The organism is Arthrobacter sp. P1_C12_2 (assembly GCF_056406415.1).
In genome coordinates this window covers 32,181-54,314 of record NZ_JBFUAF010000005.1, presented here as the reverse complement: position 1 = coordinate 54,314, position 22,134 = coordinate 32,181, and the positions used below count along the sequence as shown (strand labels likewise).

The 22,134-nt window shown below is 66.9% G+C and carries 19 protein-coding genes and 1 pseudogene; 14 read left to right on the top strand and 6 right to left on the bottom strand.

Annotated features, from left to right (window positions below):
- Positions 1-54 precede the first annotated feature (54 nt).
- Genes AC1DZQ_RS07225 through AC1DZQ_RS07215 form a run of 3 tightly spaced genes read left to right on the top strand, consistent with a single transcriptional unit; the run spans position 55 to position 2,950 of the window.
- A complete protein-coding gene (locus AC1DZQ_RS07225; protein ID WP_476962874.1) occupies positions 55-1,197 on the top strand; it encodes a Re/Si-specific NAD(P)(+) transhydrogenase subunit alpha in 1,143 nt (380 codons plus the stop codon).
- On the top strand, positions 1,197-1,580 hold the full coding sequence (locus tag AC1DZQ_RS07220; RefSeq protein WP_476962873.1) for an NAD(P) transhydrogenase subunit alpha part 2: 384 nt from the start codon (positions 1,197-1,199) through the stop codon (positions 1,578-1,580). The genes AC1DZQ_RS07225 and AC1DZQ_RS07220 overlap by 1 nt, the downstream gene beginning before the upstream one ends.
- Entirely contained in the window at positions 1,577-2,950 is a 1,374-nt protein-coding gene (locus AC1DZQ_RS07215) for an NAD(P)(+) transhydrogenase (Re/Si-specific) subunit beta (protein WP_476962872.1), read from the top strand. Before AC1DZQ_RS07220 ends, AC1DZQ_RS07215 begins: the two co-directional genes overlap by 4 nt.
- A 28-nt stretch (positions 2,951-2,978) precedes the next feature.
- Here AC1DZQ_RS07215 and AC1DZQ_RS07210 read toward each other — a convergent pair whose 3' ends face one another.
- The gene (locus AC1DZQ_RS07210; RefSeq protein ID WP_476962871.1) at positions 2,979-4,142 is read right to left on the bottom strand and encodes an Rv2578c family radical SAM protein; all 1,164 of its coding nucleotides are present in this window, start codon (positions 4,140-4,142) and stop codon (positions 2,979-2,981) included.
- A 102-nt stretch (positions 4,143-4,244) separates the two neighbouring features.
- On the opposite strand from AC1DZQ_RS07210, the gene pcp reads away from it, so the two are divergent.
- On the top strand, positions 4,245-4,886 hold the full coding sequence (pcp, locus tag AC1DZQ_RS07205; protein WP_476962870.1) for a pyroglutamyl-peptidase I: 642 nt from the start codon (positions 4,245-4,247) through the stop codon (positions 4,884-4,886).
- 57 nt (positions 4,887-4,943) lie between these two features.
- Here pcp and AC1DZQ_RS07200 read toward each other — a convergent pair whose 3' ends face one another.
- From AC1DZQ_RS07200 to AC1DZQ_RS07190, 3 genes are all read right to left on the bottom strand, one after another.
- Positions 4,944-5,582 (bottom strand): SIMPL domain-containing protein, encoded by a 639-nt coding sequence (locus tag AC1DZQ_RS07200; protein WP_476962869.1) that lies wholly within the window; start codon positions 5,580-5,582, stop codon positions 4,944-4,946.
- A 1-nt stretch (position 5,583) separates the two neighbouring features.
- Complete coding sequence (locus AC1DZQ_RS07195; RefSeq protein WP_476962868.1) at positions 5,584-6,054, bottom strand: hypothetical protein; 471 nt, start codon at positions 6,052-6,054, stop codon at positions 5,584-5,586.
- A 94-nt stretch (positions 6,055-6,148) separates the two neighbouring features.
- On the bottom strand, positions 6,149-7,477 hold the full coding sequence (locus AC1DZQ_RS07190; RefSeq protein ID WP_476962867.1) for an aminotransferase class III-fold pyridoxal phosphate-dependent enzyme: 1,329 nt from the start codon (positions 7,475-7,477) through the stop codon (positions 6,149-6,151).
- 128 nt (positions 7,478-7,605) lie between these two features.
- On the opposite strand from AC1DZQ_RS07190, the gene AC1DZQ_RS07185 reads away from it, so the two are divergent.
- Positions 7,606-9,153 (top strand): PucR family transcriptional regulator, encoded by a 1,548-nt coding sequence (locus tag AC1DZQ_RS07185; protein WP_476962866.1) that lies wholly within the window; start codon positions 7,606-7,608, stop codon positions 9,151-9,153.
- Between the two features lie 34 nt (positions 9,154-9,187).
- Here AC1DZQ_RS07185 and AC1DZQ_RS07180 read toward each other — a convergent pair.
- Together AC1DZQ_RS07180 and AC1DZQ_RS07175 are read right to left on the bottom strand one after the other, a co-directional pair.
- Positions 9,188-9,418 (bottom strand): annotated as a pseudogene (locus AC1DZQ_RS07180) (aldehyde dehydrogenase family protein); the annotation flags it as partial.
- A gap of 41 nt (positions 9,419-9,459) precedes the next feature.
- Positions 9,460-10,155, bottom strand: coding sequence for a TetR/AcrR family transcriptional regulator (locus AC1DZQ_RS07175; RefSeq protein WP_476962865.1), 696 nt, complete (start codon positions 10,153-10,155; stop codon positions 9,460-9,462).
- A 234-nt stretch (positions 10,156-10,389) separates the two neighbouring features.
- Between AC1DZQ_RS07175 and AC1DZQ_RS07170 the strand changes: the two genes are divergently transcribed.
- From AC1DZQ_RS07170 to AC1DZQ_RS07130, 9 genes are all read left to right on the top strand, one after another.
- Positions 10,390-12,060, top strand: coding sequence for an amidohydrolase (locus AC1DZQ_RS07170; RefSeq protein ID WP_476962864.1), 1,671 nt, complete (start codon positions 10,390-10,392; stop codon positions 12,058-12,060).
- A 14-nt stretch (positions 12,061-12,074) separates the two neighbouring features.
- Entirely contained in the window at positions 12,075-13,757 is a 1,683-nt protein-coding gene (locus AC1DZQ_RS07165) for an ABC transporter substrate-binding protein (RefSeq protein WP_476962863.1), read from the top strand.
- Positions 13,754-14,707, top strand: coding sequence for an ABC transporter permease (locus AC1DZQ_RS07160; RefSeq protein ID WP_476962862.1), 954 nt, complete (start codon positions 13,754-13,756; stop codon positions 14,705-14,707). Before AC1DZQ_RS07165 ends, AC1DZQ_RS07160 begins: the two co-directional genes overlap by 4 nt.
- Positions 14,704-15,570 (top strand): ABC transporter permease, encoded by an 867-nt coding sequence (locus AC1DZQ_RS07155; RefSeq protein WP_476962861.1) that lies wholly within the window; start codon positions 14,704-14,706, stop codon positions 15,568-15,570. The genes AC1DZQ_RS07160 and AC1DZQ_RS07155 overlap by 4 nt, the downstream gene beginning before the upstream one ends.
- Complete coding sequence (locus tag AC1DZQ_RS07150) at positions 15,567-17,222, top strand: dipeptide ABC transporter ATP-binding protein (RefSeq protein ID WP_476962860.1); 1,656 nt, start codon at positions 15,567-15,569, stop codon at positions 17,220-17,222. Before AC1DZQ_RS07155 ends, AC1DZQ_RS07150 begins: the two co-directional genes overlap by 4 nt.
- Before the next feature lie 92 nt (positions 17,223-17,314).
- Entirely contained in the window at positions 17,315-18,736 is a 1,422-nt protein-coding gene (locus AC1DZQ_RS07145; RefSeq protein WP_476962859.1) for an NAD(P)/FAD-dependent oxidoreductase, read from the top strand.
- Positions 18,736-19,095 (top strand): cupin domain-containing protein, encoded by a 360-nt coding sequence (locus AC1DZQ_RS07140; RefSeq protein ID WP_476962858.1) that lies wholly within the window; start codon positions 18,736-18,738, stop codon positions 19,093-19,095. The genes AC1DZQ_RS07145 and AC1DZQ_RS07140 overlap by 1 nt, the downstream gene beginning before the upstream one ends.
- A 58-nt stretch (positions 19,096-19,153) precedes the next feature.
- Positions 19,154-20,536: an aspartate aminotransferase family protein gene (locus AC1DZQ_RS07135; RefSeq protein ID WP_476962857.1), complete on the top strand. Its 1,383-nt coding sequence runs from the start codon at positions 19,154-19,156 to the stop codon at positions 20,534-20,536.
- 118 nt (positions 20,537-20,654) lie between these two features.
- A complete protein-coding gene (locus AC1DZQ_RS07130; RefSeq protein WP_476962856.1) occupies positions 20,655-22,130 on the top strand; it encodes a gamma-aminobutyraldehyde dehydrogenase in 1,476 nt (491 codons plus the stop codon).
- The last annotated feature ends 4 nt before the right edge of the window (positions 22,131-22,134 follow it).

Below are 22,134 nucleotides of genomic sequence, written 5' to 3'. Positions count from 1 at the left end.
TCGCCAAACCGTCAGGCATGTGCCTACTCTGAACCCAATCGAGAGGAGTGGCCCGTGCAGGTCGGTGTCGGACGAGAGCAGCGAGCCGGAGAACGCCGCGTCGCGGCCACACCGGAGACGGTCCAGCAGCTGACGGCCCTCGGGCTCCATCTCCTGGTGGAGAGCGGCGCCGGAACCGAAGCAGGCTTCGCCGATGCGGCCTTCAAGGAGGCCGGCGCGACGGTGATCTCCGAGCTCCCGTTCGAGGCCCTGGACGTCCTGCTGCATGTCCGCCCGCTCACCCCGGAGGCCGCGGCCCGGCTTCGGCCCGGCACGGTCACCATTGGTCTGGCGTCGCCGTCCACTGAACTGCCGACCGTCCGGGCACTGGCCGCCGCCGGGATCACCTCGTTCGCCCTGGAACTTCTTCCGCGGATCTCCCGGGCACAGTCCATGGATGCGCTCAGTTCGCAGGCCCTGGTCACCGGCTACCGCGCCGTGCTGGAAGCCGCCGTCCGCTACCCGCGGTTCTTCCCGCTCTACATGACCGCCGCGGGCACCATCCCTCCGGCGAGGGTGCTGATCCTCGGGGCCGGTGTTGCCGGGCTGCAGGCGATCGGCACGGCGAAGCGGCTCGGTGCCCGGGTGTCGGCTAACGACATCCGGGCCGCCTCCGCCGAGGAAGTCGCCTCGATGGGTGGCACTTTCATCAACCTGGACATCGATGCGGCCGCCGATGGAACCGGAGGCTACGCCCGTGCCCTCGGCGAGGACCGGGCGCAACGCCAGCGCAGCCTCCTGGCCCCGCACGTCGCGGCCGCGGACGTCCTGATCACGACGGCGGCCATCCCCGGCCGGACGGCTCCCTTGCTGGTGACCACCGCCATGCTGGCCAGCATGCGGGCCGGATCCGTCGTCGTCGACCTCGCCGCGGAGTCCGGAGGCAACGTCGAAGGCGTGATCGCCGGCCAGGACGTGCAGGTGCCGGTCGACGGCGGATCGGTCACGCTCGTGGGCCTGCAGGACGCGGCATCCGCCATGCCCTCGGATGCGTCCCGGCTTTTCGCCCGGAACGTCAGCAACTTCCTCGCCCTCGTGACCGATTGCGGCTCGGTGGCCCCGGACTTCGACGACGACGTGGTCGCCGGAACGTGCCTGACCCACGGCGGCACGGTAAGGCACGCCCCCACCGCGGAAGCTTTGGAAAAGGAGGCGTGATGGGCCCGATCGCGTTGCTGACAGTGGTGGTGCTCGCGGTGTTCGTTGGCTTCGAAGTCGTCTCCAAGGTCACCAGCAAGCTGCACACACCCCTGATGTCCGGCGCCAATGCCATCCACGGCATCATCCTGGTCGGCGCCATCATCGTGGCCGGACAGGCCAGTGATCCGTGGGTGCTCGGCATCGCGCTCCTGGCCGTCGTCCTGGCGACCGTCAACCTGGTGGGCGGCTTTGTGGTCACGGACCGGATGCTGGAGATGTTTAGCGCCCACAAACGGGCACGCATACCCGCCTCAACCGGCGCCGCCAAAGCCGGCGGAACCGCGGGAGCAGGGCTGCCCGGTGAGGGGAGCTCCGCCGGCGCGGCGGGGGAGGCCAGATGAGCCTCCTGAGCCCCGAATGGACAGCCCTGCTCTACCTTGCGGCTGCCGTCTGCTTCATCCTGGCGCTCAAGGGTCTCAGCTCGCCACGGACGGCCCGCCGCGGCAACGCCATCGGTGCGGCCGGGGCGCTCCTCGCCGTCGTCACAGTGTTCTTCTCAGCGCGGCTGGAAAATATTTCGCTCATCCTTAGCGCCATCGCCGTGGGCTCCGCGATTGCCGTCCCCGTGGCCCGGCGGGTGCAGATGACCCAGATGCCCCAACTGGTGGCGCTCTTCAACGGCGTCGGGGGCGGGGCCGCGGCGCTCGTCGCCGTACTGGAACTTGGCCACCAGGACGATCCCTGGGTCCGCCTGGCCGTGGTCTTCACCATGTTGGTGGGCGCGGTGTCCTTCGCCGGCTCGGCGGTGACTGTGGGCAAGCTGCAGGAGCTCATCAGCACCCGTCCGCTGCTGTTTCCCGGGATGCCCTGGGTGATGGGGGCCGTCCTGCTGGGGGCGGTCGTCTCGGGAGCGCTGGTGGTCCTGACCGGGTCGCTCGGCTGGTCGCTCGCGCTGCTGGGACTGGGGCTCGCTGCCGGGCTGCTCCTGGTGTTGCCCGTCGGCGGGGCTGACGTGCCGATCGTGATCTCCCTGCTGAATGCGTTCACGGGGCTTGCGGTGGCAGCGTCCGGCGTGGTCCTGGGCAATGTCCTGCTGCTGGTCGCCGGGACGCTGGTGGGTGCGAGCGGCACCATCCTGACCAAGGTCATGGCCTCGGCCATGGGACGCGGAGTCGGCGGAATCATGTTCGGGGCGTTCAAGGGCGGCTCGACGGCGGGTTCCACCGCACTGAGCGACCGGCCAGTGCGTTCCTCGTCGCCGGAGGACGTTGCCGTCCAGCTTGGTTACGCCCAGCGGGTGGTGATCGTTCCCGGCTACGGGCTCGCCGTGGCGCAGGGCCAGCACACCGTGGCCGAGCTTGCCACGGCCCTGACCGCCCGCGGCGTGGAGGTGGTCTTCGCGATCCACCCCGTGGCGGGGCGCATGCCGGGCCACATGAATGTGCTCCTGGCCGAGGCCAACGTGCCGTACGAATCATTGCGGGAGCTGGCGGAAGTCAATCCCGAGTTCGCGACCACGGACATTGCGCTGGTGGTCGGCGCCAATGACGTCGTCAACCCGGCGGCCAAGTCGTCGCCGGGTTCGCCTATTTACGGGATGCCGATCCTGGACGTGGTGCAGGCCCAGCAGGTCGTGTTCCTGAAGCGGTCGATGCGCCCGGGTTTTGCCGGCATCGAGAACGAACTCCTGCACGATCCCAAAACCACGCTCCTGTTCGGGGATGCCAAGGATTCGCTGGCCAGGGTGCTCGGAGCGGTCAAGGCGCTCTAGGCACTCTGCGCTCCAGGTGGAGCGGCCGTCAAAACAGTGTGGGCTGCGCTGTGTTGGCGTGGGCTGCGTCGGAGTGGGCTGTGCCCGAGTGGCCGGCGTGCCGGGTGCTTGCGTGCCCGGCGGTGTCCGGGATGCTTCCGGCCGGGTACTGGGCCTCTTCCTCGCGGGCATCGTCGTGATCGGTGCCGCCGTCAAGGTCCCGGTGGCTGAACCCCTGCGAGCCGGAGAAGCCGTGGAGGCCCTTGAAATAGCGGATGCGACCGGCCAGCCACGCCCGGTATTCCTTGGACGCATAGGACCCGCTGCCGTACAGCCGACGGTACTTGCCGGCGAGCTGCGGATGTTCGCGGGCGATCCACTGCATGAACCATTCACGGGTGCCCGGCTTCAGGTACAGGGCACCGGCCGTGACCCCTGTGGCGCCGGCCGCCGCCAGGGCGCCGAAGAGGGAATCGAGGGCGTCGTCGCTGTCCGAGAGCCACGGCAGGATGGGCATGGCCATGACCCCGCAGGGCAGGCCAGCCTCCCGCAGCCGGGAGATGAGCTTCAGCCGTGCCCGCGGCCCCGGTGTGCCCGGTTCCACGGCTTCGGAGAGGTGCTCGTCGGTCATGGCCAGTGAAATGCCCACCCCCACCGGCACCTGGGCCGCGGCATGTTTCAGCAGCGGAATGTCCCGGGCCAGGAGCGTGCCCTTGGTGAGGATTGACAGGGGAGTGCCGGAATCGGCGAGGGCACCGATGATGCCCGGCATGAGCTGATAGCGGCCCTCGGCGCGCTGGTACGGGTCTGTGTTGGTGCCGAGGGCCACGTGCTCGTGCTGCCAGGAGGGCTTGGCCAGTTCCTTGCGCAGGATCTCGGCGGCGTTGATCTTGACCACCACCTGGCTGTCAAAGTCCAGGCCGGCGTCGAAGTCCAGATAGGTGTGGCTCTTGCGTGCAAAGCAGTAGACGCAGGCATGGCTGCAGCCGCGGTAGGGGTTGATGGTCCAGTCGAACGGCATCCGCGAACCGGCGACCACCTTGTTGAGCACCGATTTGGCGGTGACCTCATGGAAGGTGATCCCGGCAAACTCCGGGGTGGACACGGACCGCACCAGCCCGGCCAGCGGCAGCAGGGCTGGTGCGGCTGGCGAATCGGCGGAAAGGGCGGCCGGGGAATCGCCGCGCTCAAGTGCTTGTGCGTCCCATCTCATGCCTACATTCGAATATATGTTCGACTAAATGTCAAGGAGGCGGCCGGGTAACTTGTCGAGTCGCCCAGCCGCAGCGTGTGGGCGCATTGCTAGGCTGGGGCGATGATTCTCCTGACCGGGTTCGAGCCGTTCGGCGGCGATACCGCCAATCCGTCGTGGGCCGCGGCCCGTTCGGCGGCACGGCTGCTCCAATCCGAAGGGCTGGATGTCCAGGCGGTGGAATTGCCGTGCGTCTTTGGGGAATCGGCCCGGGTGTTGGAGGAGGCCATCGAGCGCTTCCGGCCGGAGCTCGTGCTGTGCGCCGGCCAGGCCGGCGGGAGGGCGCGCATCTCCCTGGAGCGGGTGGCCATCAATTGCGATGACGCCCGGATCCCGGACAATGCCGGCAGCCGGCCCGTGGACGAACCCGTGGTCCAGGGCGGACCGGCGGCCTATTTCACCTCGCTGCCCATCAAAGCGGCGCTCGCGGCGCTAACCGCAGAGCAGATCCCGGCCGAAGTGTCCCAGAGTGCCGGGACCTTTGTCTGCAACCATGTCTTCTACGCGCTCATGCACGCCCTGCGGCTCCGTCCCGGCACCCGGGGAGGGTTTGTCCACGTCCCCTTCGAGGACGGCCAGCTTCCGGCAGGGAGTAGTACCCCGTCGCTGCCGGCGCACCAGATGGCGGCGGCGCTCGCCGTCGTCGTCCGCACTGCGCTGGCGACGACGGCGGATCTCAAGCTCCCTGCCGGCGCAACCCACTAGCGCCCGGCCGGCCATCCGGCGGCCCGGGCCGGGAGAGGCCGCCGGCGCCTTGGGCAACTAGTTGAGCAGTTCCCAGACGACGCCGACCGTGGCGGTGACGCCCGACTCGCCGGCCTCGACGGTGAGCGAGTCCGCCGCCACCTGCCGCTGCATCTTCGCCACCGGGATCGGCGCCTGGAAACCGGTGTGCTGGGTGAGGGACAGGACCCTGCCCAGGCCGGCTCCCGCGAGGGCGGCATAGTGCTCTGCTGTGGTGCGGGCGTCCTGCCAGGCGGCCTCCCGGGCCCTGGCCTCGACGGCGGCGGAGTCGTTGAAGCCAAGGGTCAGCCCGTTCAGCCGGACGGCATCGCCGCCGGCAGCAACCGCCGCGGCAAGGATCTGCGAGGACGCGGACAACCCGCGGACCCTGACGGTGAGCGTGCTGGAGGCCAGGTAGCCGGTCACGGTCTGGCCCCGGCCATCTTGCCAGTTCAGCTCGGCCCGGACGTTCAGCCCGGAGGTGGACATGTCAGCGCTGTCCACACCGTGTTGCCGGAGCTCCGCCGTGATGGCCGCCGATCGTGTTCCTGCCTCGCCGTAGGCTTCGGCCACGGTCTCGCGGCGGCATTCAACTCCGATCGACACGGTCAGCACATCCGGCACCGCCTCGGCGCTGCCGGTTCCTGTAACGGAGATGCTTCTGGGGCTGTCTGTCATGTCAGGCCTCGTAACGGTTGGGGGCGGTCGCGCCCATTCTTCGGTGCGTGCGCGGGCTGGTCCTGGGCATGCCGGGCAGGGGGTAGCCGCCTGCTTCCAGGCCGGCGTGACGCTCGAAGACGTTGGCGCTGCCCGGGTTTCCCGTCCGCCAGAGGGACCAGCCCGCGGCTATGAAGTACAGCGGAAGGAAGGGCAGCCCGAGGCACCAGGCATATTGGGTGCTGTGGCGCTCCTCGTGTCCCAGCAGTGCCGGATTGGAGCCGGCGGCATCAGGGCCGGCGCGGAACAGGATCACGTTGCCCACCGTGAAGGCCGCGGCAAACGGAAGCCGCCAGCGGTAGCGGCTCGCGATCAGCAATCCGCGCGGACCGGAGCTGACGGGTGTCCGCGCGCAGGCTGCCAGCAGCAGGCCCAGGAGGGTGGACCCGTTGAGCAGGTTGGCGACCTGGCGTAGCCGCTGTCCGGGCGTCATGAGGCCATGGTAGCCGGGGGTGTGCCCGGCGGTCAGGGGCCGCCGTACACGGGGGAGGACAGGATTCCCGGGAGACTCCGCTATGGCGTTCCCGTCAGTTCACTGCAGAGAGTGCCTCGTCGTAAATCTCCAGCGCCCGGCGGACCTCATCGGGTGTGACGACTGCCGGGGGGACGACGTGTATCCGGTTGTCGGCAAGGAACGGCAGCAGCCCGCGGTTCAGAAGCTCCATCTTTAGCTGGCCCATGAACGCCGCGGACACCGGCTGCCGGGTCTGGCGGTCCTGTACGAATTCCAGCGCCCAGAAGACGCCGCGTCCCCGGACCTCCCCGATGATCGGGTGCCGGGCTGCGAGGGCGGCCAGGCCGGGTGCGAGGTGGTCGCGGCCGATGTGCGCAGCGTTTTCCACGATGTTGTCCTCTTCGAAGGCCTCGATGGAGGCGACGATTGAGGCCGCCGCCAGGGGGTGCCCGGAGTAGGTGAGCCCGCCGGGGAAGACCCTTTCATCGAACGTCGCGGAGATCTGCCCGGAAATGATGACACCGCCAACCGGGACGTACCCTGAATTTACCCCTTTGGCGAAGGTGATCAGATCGGGCTCGACGTTGTAGGCGTCGAGTGCGAACCAGTCGCCGGTGCGGCCGAATCCGGCCATGACTTCGTCCAGGATCAGTACGATACCGTGGTCGTCGCACAATGCGCGCACGCCTTCCAGGTAGCCCGGCGGCGGGAGCAGGACGCCAGCGGTGCCGGGAACGGTTTCCAAAAGCACTGCCGCCACGGATTGGGGCCCCTCGGCTTCAATCGTGCGCCGCAGGTGCTGCAGGGCACGCTCGGACTCCTGCTCAGGTGTCACGGCCCAGAACTCCGAGCGGTACAGGTAGGGGCCGAAAACGTGGACGTGGCCGCGGGAGTACTCGTTGGGGATCCGGCGCCAATCGCCGGTGGCGACGATCGCGGCGCCGGTGTTGCCGTGGTACGAGCGATACCGGGAAATGATCTTGTCCCGCCCGGTGTGCAGCCGCGCCATCCGAATAGCGTTCTCGTTGGCGTCGGCGCCGCCGTTGGTGAAGAATATCTTGTCCATGCCTGCCGGTGCGTGGGCCAGGATCCGCTCAGCAGCCAGCCCGCGGGTGTGGTTGGCGTGCGCCGGGGCGACGGTGACCAGGGCGTCGGCCTGCTGTTTGATCGCCTCGATCACGCGCGGGTGCTGGTGGCCGATGTTCGTGTTGACCAGCTGGCTGGAGAAATCCAAGTAGGTCCGGCCGTCATGGTCCCAGACGGTGCTCCCCGAACCGCCGGCAATGACCATGGGATTCAGGGCCTTTTGCGCCGACCACGAGTGGAAAACGTTCGCCCGGTCCAGGGCGATCACGTCCGAGTTTGTGACAGGTGTGGCTGGAGCGGTCCGGCTGTGGGCCATGAGGAGTTCCTCTCGAGGGGGCGATTGCCTGGGTTCCTCTTCATGATGGGTCCGGACGCCTCCGCCGGTCCTTGGACATTTGTATACTCAGGCGTGTGAGAATCGACATTTTGTCAGAGGATTTTTAAGTGCCGCCTACCATCAACACGTTGCTTCACAACAGGGTGCTCAACCTTCGGCTTGTCGTCCCCGAGCCGGACAGCGATACGCTCGACGCTCCGGTGTCCTGGGTGCACAGTTCGGATCTGGAAGATCCGACGCCGTTCCTCGATCCCGGGCAGTTGCTGCTGACCGACGGGACACAGTTCCCGGTGATCGATGCGGGAGCTGACATATATGGTCCTTACGTGCGCCGCCTGGCTGACCATGGGATCTGCGGCCTCGGCTTCGCCACACAGGTCATCCACGGCGTGCTGCCGGAGGGGCTCAAGGCGGCTTGCAAGGAACAGGGCCTGCCGCTCCTGGAAGTACCAGACCGCACTCCGTTCATTGCCGTCATCAGGTTTATTGCGGACTGGCTCGCCAAGGAACGGAATGCGAGATCCGAGTGGTCGCTGCAGGCTCAGAGGTCAATCGCCCGGGCAGCCCTCCGGCCGGATGGCCTCCGTTCGATTCTTGCCGAACTGGAGCGTCAGCTTCATTGCTGGGTTGCTCTCTTTGATGCCGCTGGAAATTACATCCTGATGCCCAACAACAGGCCGGTGCCCTCTGACTTGTTTCCGGCCGTGGAAGGGGCGGTCCGGCGTGCGTTGGACCAAGGCTCCCGGTCCGTCGCGCAGCTGGCAGTAGAGGGTAAGCAGATAACTTTGCAGACCTTGGGCCGGCGGCACAGCCTCAGGGGGGTCCTGGCTCTGGGTGCCATCGAGCCGCTGGATCCGGCCCGGACAGACATCATCAATAGTGTGATCGCCTTGGCCAGCCTCGCGTTGGAGCAGGCCCGGACACTGGACACGGCGCGTAGGCACTTGCGGTCGGGTGTATTTGAGCAGATGCTCTCCGGAAACACCGACGTGGCCGCGCGGACGGCACGGCAGGTATGGGGAAAGCTACCCAGCGAACCGGTGATCGTGACGGTGGCCCAGCCGCCGTGGCAGGGACAGAACCTGCTTGAGGCCCTCGAACTGCTTTCCGATGACCACCGCGGCGCGGTCTTCTACGCACAGCGGGGTGAAAAGGTCGTCGTGCTTGCCAATCCGGTGTACCAGCAGAAGGTGGAGGCGGTTTTGGGAAGGCACGGCGCCAGGGCCGGGACGTCCGCACAGACAGAGTTCCCGGGCCTGGCTCACGCGCTGAAAGAGGGCGAGCAGTCTCTGCGGAGGGCTGGAGAACTATCCCGGCAGCTGGTGGACTTTTCGGAAGTTGCCGTGGGCGGCATGCTTGGCCTGCTCCACCGGCAGGACGCGGAGTCGGTGGCCCGGCGGTTGATAGAGCCGCTGGCAAGGTACGACGACGACGAACAGTCACAGCTGCTGCCCACAGTCACGGCGTGGCTGGCCAACAACTGCGTGTGGGACCTCACGGCCCGGCAGCTGGGCGTTCACCGGCATACGTTACGGAACAGGATTGACGCTGCCGGCGGCATCTTGGGACTTAACCTTGACGGCCTGCGGGATCGGCTTGAACTGTTCGCGGCCTTTGAGTATCTGGAGATGACTGAGGGGCGCCCGGCGGGCTGAGCGCGCCGGACGCCCCGGAAGGCGTGGTGGTTGATCAGTTCTGGGGGAATCCCAGGTTGGTTCCGCTGTGGCTGGGATCCAGCCAGCGGGACGTGATGGCCTTTTCCTGGGTGAAGAACTGGAAGCCCTGGACGCCGTGGGCCTTGGCACTTCCAAAGATGGAGGCCTTGAACCCTCCGAAGGAGTAGTAGGCCACGGGCGCCGGGGTGGGCGCGTTGATTCCAACCATGCCGACCTGTACCTCATTCTGGAAGCGGGAAATGGCCGGCAGCGGCGCTATTGCGAGATGGGGCCTTGGCGTGCAAGCTACCGTTTGCGGCGCTCGACGGTGGCGTCAACCGCGTCGAACAGGGCGTCAACGCCCAGAAAGAAGACCTCGCGGTCACGCAGCGCGAGCAGCTGCTCCCGGAGCGCATTGATCTGCGGATGCGTTGCCGACGTCACCGCCAGGGAGCGACCCATCCATGATCGGTGCTCCTCGGTCGCCACGCCCTCACGGATGCTCAGCCCGCGTGCGATGCCGGCCGCATAGGAGAGGACGTAGGTCGACTGGGCCGCGTAATGCCGCACGATGTCCTCACCCTCAAGTCCGGCGACGCTGAGCTCATCGAGGATGAGTTCGACGATTTCCAGCTCCGCGGGACCCCCCGTGCTCAGCACGATCGCCTCGGCCCCGATCGCCGGATATTCGGTGAACAGGTCGATCGTGGCCGTAGCCAGCTGCGTCAGGCGCGTGCGCCACTGCTCGCGCGGGGCCGTCACGCGCTCAAGACTCATCGCGAACAGCCGGTCCAGGAGCGCCCCCATGAGGTTCTCCTTGCTGCGGAAATGCCGGTAGATCGCCGTCGGGTCGGCGCCGAGCAGCGCACCCAGTTCCCGCACCGTGACAGCCGTCGCGCCCGGCCTCGCCGCGATCTGCAGCCCGGCGGCAATGATCGTCTCGGCGTCGAGCCGCGGCTTTGCCCGCGCCGTCGCGCGCCGCTCAGCGAGAGGATTCGCCACTTGACCCACTCCTTCTTGCTGTCGGCTGACAGCAGTACATCACAATCACTGGCGGCGGATGTTTCTCCGCGCCGGGAAACGCGAATTCACCGTCCCCCTGCTACCAGTATGGTGCCGACCACGACGAAGTCAACTTTGTAGTCAACACCGTTGACACGGTTGCTGATTCGTGACTAATGTCACTGAGGATCGACCAGAGGTGCAAAACGACGCACCGCAACCCAGGAGGCTCACTTGGCGACAGAGACAGACTTGATCTTCACGGGCGGATGGATCTTCACCGCCGCATCGAACACGCCGGAGCGGCTGGGAGTCGCGGTATCCGGCGGCCGTATCAAGGCGATCGGGCCTGACGTCGAGATTCTCGCGGCGGCCACGGAGCAGACCCAGGTCGTCGACCTGGACGGCGCCCTCCTGATTCCGGGTTTCCAAGATGCGCACGTTCACCCGGCCTCCGCCGGAATGGAGCTTCTGCAGTGCAATCTCAGCGATGCGGGGAGCGCGGCCGACGCGCTTGCAGCGATCGCCGCGTACGCTGCAAAATACCCGGGGGCGGAGTGGATTCTCGGCGGGGGCTGGTCGATGGACCATTTTCCGGGCGGCACGCCGACCCGGCAGGCGCTCGATCGGCTCGTGCCGGACCGCCCTGTGCTGCTCTTCAACCGCGACCATCACGGCGCGTGGGCCAACACTCGGGCTTTCGAACTCGCCGGCATCCACGCGGGGACCGCGGACCCGGCAGACGGCCGTATTGAGCGCGAGGCCGATGGCAGCCCGGCAGGTACAGTTCACGAAGGCGCGATCAACCTGTTCGACCATGTGCGGCCCGCCGCGCATCCCGATCTCGTCTACGCCGGGCTGCTCCGCGCCCAGGAGGAGCTGTTCGGATTCGGGATCACTGGCTGGCAGGACGCCGCCGTCGGCGCCCTGTTCGGCGCATCCGACACGCTCGAGACTTACAGCGCGGCCGTCTCCGAGAAGACGCTGCGCGCTCACGTCCGTGGAGCCCAGTGGTGGGAGCGCGATTCCGGCCTTGAGCAGATGCCCCGCCTGACCGAACGCCGGGCCGACGTCGCGCGACTTCCGGGCGACGCGTTTTCGGCCGGGACTGTCAAGATCATGGTGGACGGGGTGGCGGAGAACTTCACGGCCGCCATGACGACCCCATACCTGGACAACCACGGCCACTGCACGGACAACGCCGGGCTCTCCTTCATCGACCCGGAGCGGCTCAAGGAGTACGTGACGGCACTCGACGCGGCCGGTTTCCAGGTGCATTTCCATGCGCTCGGCGACCGTGCCGTCCGCGAGGCCCTGGACGCAGTCGAGGCCGCCCGCCGGGTCAACGGCCCCAGCGGCAACCGGCACCACCTCGCGCACCTGCAGGTAGTCAGCGAGGCGGATGCCCCGCGGTTCGCCGAACTCGACGTCGTCGTCAACATGCAGGCCCTGTGGGCCTGCCACGAAACTCAGCTGGACGAGCTCACCCTGCCCTTCCTGCCAGCCGACGCCGAATCGCGCCACTATCCCTTCGGCGAACTCCTCGCCAGCGGGGCGCGCCTGGCCGCCGGCAGCGACTGGCCGGTATCGAGCGCGAACCCCATCGAGGCGATCCACGTCGCGGTCAATCGGGTGGCACCGCACTCTCCCTCAGGCCCCCTCGGCGACCCCAGCCAACGGCTCGACCTTGCCACAGCGCTGACCGCGTACACGGCCGGCAGTGCCTACGTGAACCACCGGGACCACGACACGGGCATGATCGCGCCCGGCTACCTCGCCGACCTCGCAGTGCTCCGGCCGAACCCCTTCGAGCTGGCCCCGCAGGATCTCCACACGACCGCCGTCACCTCGACCTGGGTGCGCGGCGAACAGGTCTACGCGGCCGCCAGCAACACCACTCGATAGCACTGGAGGACATCATGACCATAGAACCTCAACCGCCCGTCTCCGCCGAACGCCGTCCCCGAGGCGTTCCGGCCCGGCGGTCCCTCGCCGCCACCGCCGCCCTCGTCACGGGTTTGCTGGCATTCACCGCCTGCACCCCGCCGAAGAGCCCCTTCAACGAAGCAGCGAGCTACCAGCTCACCGCCACGACTCCGACGCCGGCAGGAGAGCTGGACTCCTTCACCTGGTCGATCTACGCAGAGCCTTCCTCCCTCGACTACGCGTATGCGTTCGATTACCCGGACAATCAGGTGCTCAGCAACGTTTGCGAGTCGCTGCTGCGCTGGAACTCAGACCTCAGCGTCTCGCCAGGGCTTGCCGAAAAATGGGCCAATCCGACGCCGACGACCTGGGTCTACACCATCAGGTCAGGGGTCACTTTCCACGACGGCACCCCGCTCACAGCGGCGGACGTCGTGGCATCGCTCAAGCGCCATCTTGATCCCGCCGTCGGCTCATACTGGAACAGCGCGTACAGCAATGTCTCATCCGTCGAGCAGACCGGTGATATGCAGGTCACAGTCACGACTTCCGTCCCCGACTCGCAGTTCAACCTCGCGATGGCGGCGAGCCCCGGCACCGTGGAATCTGCCGCCACCCTCATCAGGGACGGCGCCGACTACGGCAACTCCACCGCCGGCGTCAATTGCACCGGCCCGTTCTCCCTCGGGAAGTGGGACTCCGGCGAGGCCATAACGCTCGAGCGCTTCGACGCCTACTGGGACAAGAACCTCGTCGCCAAGTCCAAGCAGGTGAAGTTTGTGTTCCTGCCCGACCCGAACACACGCGTCAACGCCTTCAAGTCCGGAGAGGTGGACGGCGGCTGGATGATCCCGTCGAATGCCATCGGAGCGCTGACGGCGTCGCCGAACGGCAAAATCCACTTCGGCACGAACACCGCGATCGTGAGCGAGATCGTCACGGACATGACCGGGCCCCTCGGCGATGTGCGCGTCCGAAAGGCACTCATGAAGGCGATCGACCGCCCCGGACTGGTTGCGGCGGCAGAACAGGGCTATGCGAAGGTGACCGACGCGCTGACGAGCCGCTCGGTCTGGAACGGCGTCGACAAAGCGGTGGCGGACGCTGCGTACGCCGGCCTGGAAAACTACCCACTCGATGTTGGCGCCGCCAAGCAACTCGTCACCGATGCCGGTGCGGCCGGCAAGGAAATTGTCATCGCGACCTCCCCGCTCACCGCGGGAGCTGACGTCATCGCCCAGGCCGTCTCGTCCGCTGCAACCTCGATCGGCCTCAAGCCGCGCATCGAATCGATTTCGCCCGCCAAGTACACGACGCTGTTCTCCGACGCGGCTGCCCGGAAGGGCATTGACCTGCTGTACACGCAGTGGTACGAATCGACCGGAGACCCGGTCGAAATGTTCAGCGTCCTGCGCACTGGCCAGTTCAGCAACTACGGCCAATGGTCGAACCCGGAATATGACACGCTGGTCAACAAGGCCATCGGCGTCGCCGATCCCAGCGAGCGTGCCAGGGAAGCCGATAAGGCACAGCACATCGTCAACGACGAGCTGCCGTGGCTGCCGCTCTACGAGGTGCCGACGACCCTGTGGCTCGGCTCCCGGATCACCGGGGTGTCGCCGTCGATCAACTACATGTACTTCCCGTGGGCGGCCACGATCGGAGCGCAAAAGTGACCTTGGCGCTCATCCTGAAGAAGCTCGGCGCCCTCGTCCTGACCGTGTTTGTGGCCTCGATCCTGGTCTTCTTCTCCATGTACCTGGTGCCCGGGGACCCCCTGGGCTTCCTCTTGCGGGGCCGCAGCCCGAGTCCGGAGGCCATCGCCGCTGTGACCGCACAGTACGGGCTCGACAAGCCGGTCCTGGCGCAATACGTCGACTGGCTGGTCAACGTCCTTCACGGGGATTTCGGCCGGTCCTTCCAGTACCGCGAGGACGTCAGCACCCTGCTCGCCTCCCGCGCACCGACGACACTTGGGCTGATCGTCCTGGCCGGGCTCATCATCGGCCTCCTTGGTCTCGCGGCCGGCATGGTTGCGGCTCTGAACCGCGGGAAGGCCGCGGATCGGATCATCCTCACCGCGTTGACGGGGCTCGCGGCGATCCCTTCCTTCGTCGGCGCAATCGCGCTCATCGCGCTCTTCTCCGTGCAGCTCGGCTGGTTCCCCTCATTTGGCAGCGGAACGGGGTTTCTGGACACGCTTTATCACCTCGTGCTCCCGGCCCTCGCCCTCGCCCTCGTCTTCGTGGCGCTCGTGGCACGGGTCACCAGATCCTCGATGCTGGATCAGCTCGGCCGCGAGCATGTGGAGGTCGCGGTGAGCCGCGGCGTCGCCCGCGGCGCCGTCGTCCGCCGCCATGTGCTGCGCAATGCGCTCGGGCCCATCCTCACGGTGAGCGGCGTGCTCGTCGCCGGCCTGCTCGTGGCCAGCGCGATCGTGGAACAGGCGTTCGGGCTCTCCGGCATCGGCTCCCTGCTCGTCCAGTCCGTCGACCGGCTCGACTTCGCCGTCGTCCAGGCCATCGTCCTTCTCATTGTCGTGATCTTCGTGACCGTGAACACGGGCGTCGATCTGCTCGCATCCGCTATCGACCCCCGCAGCAAGGCAGGTGCAGCAGCACGATGACTATTTCCATATTCGCCCGTAGCGGGCTCCGCCCGGTCCGCCTTTCGGCCGGCAACGCCCTTTTCATGACCAGCATCGCCATGCTGGGCCTCATGGTTGTCGTCGCCGCCGCGGCAGCCGCGTCGATCATCGCACCCTACGACCCCGACTTCGTCGACCTCGGCAATGTCCTGTCCGGGCCCACGGCCGCGCACTGGCTCGGCACCGACGCCGCGGGCCGTGACACCCTGAGCCGGATGATGCTCGGCGCGCGGACCTCGCTGCTGGGCCCGCTTCTGGTCGTGGGGCTCTCGACGCTCCTCGGCATCGCGCTCGGGCTCCTGGCCGGTTGGTTCGGCGGCTGGATCGATTCGGTCCTGGGCCGTGTCTTCGACCTACTTTTCGCGTTCCCCGCCCTGCTGCTCGCCATCCTTGCGGTTGCGCTCTTCGGCAAGGGGCTCACGGCGCCGGTGGTCGCGATGATCATCGCCTACACCCCGTATGTAGCGAGATTCGTCCGATCGCTCGTCGTCTCCGAACGCGCCCGGCCCTATGTTGCGGCCTACCGGGTGCAGGGATTCTCCGGTGGGTGGATCGCCGTCCGGCGGGTGCTTCCCAATGTCATGCCTACCGTCGGGGCGCAGTCGACCCTGAACTTCGGGTATGTGCTCGCTGACCTCGCGGCACTGTCATTCCTTGGCCTCGGTGTGCAGCCACCGACGGCCGACTGGGGCTCAATGATCAACGACAGCCGGGGTGCGTTGCTGAGCGGCCAGGCGCTGCCCGCCTTGGTCCCGGCGATCGCCGTCGTGCTGGTCGTGATTGCTGTGAACATCATCGGGGAAGAGCTCTCCGATCGAATCGGCGGAAGGCTGCCCTCATGACTTTGCTGGAGATTTCCGAGCTGACGATCGATTTGGCGGGCGGGTCGGCTTCCCGGCTGCTGGACGGTATTTCCCTGCGCGTCGAAGCGGGCGAGACTGTGGGGCTCGTCGGGGAGTCCGGTTCAGGCAAGTCGCTGACCGCCCGGACCGTGCTCGGTCTCCTGCCGGGGGGCGCCCAAACCGGCGGATCCGTGCTTCTCGACGAAACGGACATGCTCCGCTGCCCCCCGGGGGAGGCCCTCGCGCGGCGCCGCGGCACCGTCTCGATGGTGTTCCAGGATCCGCGTTCCGGGGTGAACCCGGTGCGGCGCATCGGTGACTTCCTCACCGAATCACTGCGGCTGTGTCACGGCTGGTCGAAGCCCGATGCCGACAAGCGGGCTCTCGATTTGCTCCGTTCGGTCGGTCTGCCGCGGCCGGAGTCGCACCTCTCGCAGTTCCCGCACGAGCTCTCCGGCGGGATGCTGCAGCGCGTCATGATCGCCGGCGCCCTCACCACCTCGCCCCGCCTGCTCGTCTGCGATGAGCCGACGTCTGCGCTCGATGTAACGACCCAAGCGGAAATCATCGCCGTACTCAGGCAGCAACAGGAAACGCGCGGCATGGGAATGCTGTTCATCACGCATGACCTGAACCTCGCCTCGGCGCTGTGCGATCGGGTCTACGTGATCCATTCGGGGGTCATCGTCGAGCACGGCAACGCGCGGGCCGTCTTCGCGAACCCTCAGGCCGAGTACACGAAGCGTCTGATTGCGGCGACGCCGAGCATCACTTCCGCCGCTGCAAGGCCGGTGTTATCCGATGCGCACGACCTGTTCCCCCTGGACGGACGCGTTGACGCCCCCGGCCCGCGCACCCCGGCGCTCGAGGCCCGCGGGCTGACCAAGACGTACTCGATTCGCGGCGCGGACGACCTCCGCGCCGTCGACGGCGTGTCCTTCTCGGTGGACCGGGGCGCAGCCCTGGCGATCGTCGGCGAATCAGGTTCGGGCAAGTCCACGCTGGCGAGAATGCTCGTCGGGCTGGAGCGTCCCGATGAGGGTGACATCCTTGTCGACGGGGTCTCGCGGTCCAAGCGGGCCGCCGGCCGCGTGGAAAGGCTGGAACGCGCCCAGGCCGTCCAGATCGTCTTCCAGGACCCGTATCTATCCCTCGACCCCCGCATTTCGGCCGGGTCCGCGATCGAAGACGCCCTCCGCCTGCACTCGCCCTCGCGCCACGCCGACGCGCGGGCGCGTGTACTGACGTTGCTCGATCAGGTCGGGCTCGCCGGAAAGCACGCCCAGGCCAGGCCGCGCACGCTCTCCGGCGGGCAGCGCCAGCGGGTCGCGATCGCCCGGGCCCTGGCAGCGTCACCCGAGGTCCTCGTGCTGGACGAGGCCACCAGCGCCCTCGACGTCTCGGTCCAGGCCCAGGTTCTCGACCTCATCGACGAAATCAGGCGCGAACGCGGGCTGACCCTTGTGTTCGTCAGCCATGACCTCGCCGTCGTCCGGCGCGTGTGCGAAACAACTGCTGTGATGCGTCAAGGCGCCGTGGTCGAATCCGGCGCAACGGCTGAGCTGCTCGAACACCCCCGGCACGCCTACACGCGGCTCCTCATCGACTCGATCCCGAAACCCGGCTGGAGCCTCGATGCAATTGCAGGGTAAGGCTCCAGCCCGGATCCCCAAAGCCATGTCCGTAGGCCCGCCCCTCTGTTGCCGGACGGTCCACCCACACCACACACCATCGGAGCGACGCCATGACCACCTATGACACCGCTGAGTCAACGATCAGCCCGCAACAAATCGCGTCGGCGCTCGACGGCGCCTCCCGGGAGCCCTACTGGCTCGATGACCTGGCCCGTCCTAAGCCTCTGGCCGCTCTCGCTGCCGACACCACCACGGATCTGGCCGTCGTCGGAGGCGGATACACCGGGCTGTGGGCGGCACTCATGGCCAAAGAACGTGACCCCGGCCGCCGCGTGGTGTTGCTCGAAGGCGACCGCATCGGCTGGGCCGCGTCCGGCCGGAACGGCGGATTCTGCGACGCCAGCCTGACCCATGGCGAGACCAATGGGGAAAAGCACCTCCCCGAAGAATCGGACCGGCTGCATGAACTAGGGCTGGAAAACCTGCAGGAAATCTCAGACGCGATCAAGAAGTACGGCATCGACTGCGGCTTCGAATGGACGGGGACTCTCAACGTTGCCACGGAAGACCATCAGGTCCAGTGGCTGCAGGTCGAGAAGGGCAAGAACCCGGACGTCGTGTTCCTAGACGAGACGGCGGTCCGCGCAGAAGTGGACTCGCCCGTCTACAGGGCCGGGCTCTGGGACAAGCAGGGCAGCGCCATGCTCAACCCCGCCCGGCTTGCCTGGGGCCTGCAACGCGCCTGCCTGGAACTCGGCGTCGAAATCTACGAACACACGCCCGTCCGCGGCCTCACCCGCACCCCACAGGGCGTCCGGCTTGCAACGGACGCCGGAACGGTCACCGCCGCCGACGTGGCGCTGGCCACCAACGTGTTCCCCTCCTTGCTCAAGCGGACCCGCCTGCACACCGTCCCCGTCTACGACTACGTGCTGATAACCGAGCCGCTCAGCGCCGAACAGCTGTCCGCCATCGGCTGGTCCAACCGGCAGGGACTGTCCGACCTGAACAACCGCTTCCATTACTACCGGCTCACCGAAGACAACCGCATTCTCTTCGGAGGCTATGACGCGGTCTACTACTACGGCCGCACCGTCAAACCGGAATATGACCAGCGCGAGCAGACCTTCGAACGGCTTGCGGCACATTTCTTCGCGACGTTCCCGCAGCTTGAGGGTGTCAACTTCACACACAAGTGGGGCGGGGCCATCGACACCTGCAGCCGCTTCTTCTCCTTCTTCACCACCGCCCACGGCGGACGTGTCGCTTACTCCGCGGGTTACACCGGACTGGGCGTCGGGGCCACACGCTTCGGGGCCAACGTCATACTGGACCTGCTCTCCGGAGCCACGACTGAACGCACCCGGCTCCGCATGGTCAGGAAGCGCCCGCTGCCCTTCCCGCCCGAGCCGCTGACCTGGCTCGGCGTCAAGATCACCACCGCGGCGATGGTCCGCGCAGACCGGAACCAGGGCCGGCGCGGACCGTGGCTGAAACTGATGGACGCGGTCGGCATGGGGTTTGACTCCTGATGAGACCCGAACTGATTCCCGGCGCTCCGGTGGACGCGACAGCGCTTTCTGTGCTGCACGAAGAAGTGCAACCCGGGACGGTAGCCTCCGGCGCACCGACCATGGCCACCCGCGCGCTGGGCAGCTTTGCAGACCTGGCTCTTGGCGTCTGGGAAATGTCTGCCGGCGGCATGCACGACGTGGAGGCGGAGGAACTCTTCATCGTCATCGCGGGCAGGGCCACCGTGGAAATCCACGGAGACGACCGCGGGGCGGGCATCGTGGCCCTGTCGCCGGGAACCCTGATGCGCCTGGGCGCCGGCATGCGCACCACCTGGACCGTCCACGAACGCCTGCGCAAGGTCTACCTCAGCCCCTAGTGCGCCCCACACTTTTGCAATCCAACTCAACCACCCATTTGAAGAAAAGGTGATATCCGTGACCCAGCTCGCTGAACCGCGGAACCGGACCGACTTGAAGGCCGCAGCGCGGGAAAATCTCTGGCTGCACTTTTCCCCCCACCCCCAGACAAACGACGAGCTGCCGATGATCGTGCGCGGCGAGGGTGCCTACATTTACGACGACAAAGGCCGCAAGTACCTCGACGGACTCGCGGGCCTGTTCACGGTACAAGTGGGCCACGGCCGCACGGAACTGGCCGACGTCATGGCCCGCCAGGGCTCCGAACTCGCGTTCTTCCCCCTGTGGTCCTTTGCCAACAAGCCCGCCACGGAGCTCGCTGAACGGCTGGCACTGCTGGCCCCTCCGGGCCTGAACAAGGTGTTCTTCACGAACAGCGGCTCCGAGTCGGTGGAGTCGGCATGGAAGCTGGCCAAGCAGTACTTCCGGCTGACCGGAAGGCCGCAGAAGCACAAGGTCATCTCCCGGACCACGGCCTACCACGGGACCACGCACGGCGCCCTGTCCATCACCGGGATCGCGGATCTGAAAGTTGATTTCGAGCCGCTGGTGCCCTCCACGCACCGTGTCCCCAATACCAACTTCTACCGGGCCGGCCAGCACGCGGAAGACCCGGCGGCGTTCGGACTCTGGGCTGCCAATGAAATCGAGACCACCATTCTGGCCGAAGGCCCGGAGACTGTTGCCGCGGTGTTCCTGGAGCCGGTACAGAACGCCGGCGGTTGTTTCCCGCCGCCGCCGGGCTACTTCCAGCGGGTGCGCGAAATCTGCGACCAGTACGACGTCCTGCTGGTCAGCGATGAAGTCATCTGTGCGTTCGGGCGGCTCGGCACCTACTTTGGTGCGGAGAAGTTCAACTACGTTCCGGACATCATCACCTGCGCCAAGGGCCTGACCAGCGGCTACGTGCCCATGGGTGCCATGATCGCCTCGGACCGCCTCTTCGAGCCCTTCGCAAAAGGCGATGCCTTCTTCAAACACGGCTACACCTTCGGTGGCCACCCCGTCGCCGCCGCCGTCGCGCTGGCCAACCTGGACATCTTCGAACGCGAGGGCCTCAACCAGCACGTGCTGGACCACGAGGATGCCTTCCGCGGCACCCTCGAAAAGCTCCTGGACCTTCCGCTGGTGGGGGATGTGCGCGGCAGCGGCTACTTCTACGGCATCGAACTGGTCAAGGACAAGATCACCAAGGCAACCTTCACCCCGGAAGAAAGCCACCGAATCCTCAAGACCTTCCTCTCCAAGCAACTCTTCGACAACGGCCTCTATTGCAGGGCCGACGACAGGGGAGACCCCGTCATCCAGCTCTCCCCGCCCCTGATCATCGGACAGTCCGAGTTCGACGAAATGGAGCAGATCCTGCGGCACACCTTGACGGCCGCCGAGGCGCTGCTCTAGCCCGGCAACAGCGATCATCCCCACCGCTCCGCTCCGGGCTGACCTCATGTCGGCCCAGGCGCCCCCTCCGCCGCGAAGGCGCTCCGCCGACGTCGAACAAGAAAAAAGGAAGACACACATGCACCAGTTCATCTCCGGGCAATCCCAGACCGGCACCTCCGGCCGCAAACTGGATATTGTCGATCCGTCCACCGGTGCAGTGGTGGAAACGGTCACCCTCGCCAGTGCCGCCGACGTCGACCTCGCGGTGGCTGCCGCGCGGGCCGCATTCCCGGCATGGTCCACCACCACCCCGGGTGAGCGTTCAGCGGTGCTTTCCCGTTTCGCCCGCCTGCTAGAGGACCAGTCGGAGGACTACGCCCTGGCGGAGAGCCGTCAAACGGGCAAGCCGCTTCGTCTTGCCCGCGAGTTCGATATCCCGGGGACCATCGACAACACGGACTTTTTCGCCGGGGCCGCCAGGAACCTTGAAGGCAAAGCCACCGCGGAGTACTCCCCGGACCACACGTCCAGCATCCGCCGCGAACCCATCGGCGTGATCGGATCGATCTCGCCGTGGAACTATCCGCTGCAGATGGCGGCGTGGAAGATCCTTCCTGCCATCGCCGCCGGCAACACCATCGTGCTTAAACCGGCCGAAATCACCCCGCTGACCACCCTGATGTTCGCCCGGACCCTGCAGCAGGCGGGCCTGCCGGATGGTGTGGTGAACATCGTCGTCGGCGACGGGCCCGAAGCCGGCGCAGCACTGCTGCGCCACCCGGGGGTCGACATGGTCTCCTTTACCGGTTCCACCAGGGTAGGCCGGACCGTCCTGGAAGCCGCCGCCACCAATTCCAAACGGGTCCACCTGGAACTCGGCGGAAAGGCGCCGTTCGTCGTTTTCGAGGACGCTGACCTCGAGGCCGCCGCCCACGGTGCCGTCGCCGGAAGCCTGATCAACACCGGACAGGACTGCACAGCCGCGACGCGGGCCATCGTGCACCACAGTGTCTACCGGGAGTTCGTGGAGAAGGTCGCTGAGCTCTACCGGGGAATCAGGGTGGGGGCGCCGGCGGATGAGGAGACCGACATCGGGCCCATGGTCTCCTACGCCCACCGGGACCGGGTGGCCGCGATCGTGGACCGTGCCCGGGCCTACGCCACAGTGGTCACCGGCGGCGTAATCCCCGGCGGCGACCTGGCCGCGGGCGCCTTCTACACCCCCACGCTGATCGTTGACGCAGCGCCGGACAGCGAAATTGTCCGCGATGAGGTCTTCGGTCCCGTGCTGACGGTGCTGCCCTTCGACACCGACGACGACGCCATCGCCTTGGCCAACGACACCCCGTACGGGCTCGCGGCTTCGGCCTGGACCCGCGACGTGTACCGCTCCCTGCGGGCCAGCCGCGAGATCAAGGCCGGCTGCGTATGGATCAACGACCACATCCCGATCATCAGTGAAATGCCCCACGGCGGCGTGAAGGAGTCAGGCTTCGGCAAGGACATGTCCGCCTACTCGTTCGACGAATACACCCAGATCAAGCACGTCATGTTCGACATCACCGGAAACGCCCGCAAGGACTGGCACCGGACCATCTACCGGCTCCGCTGACTGC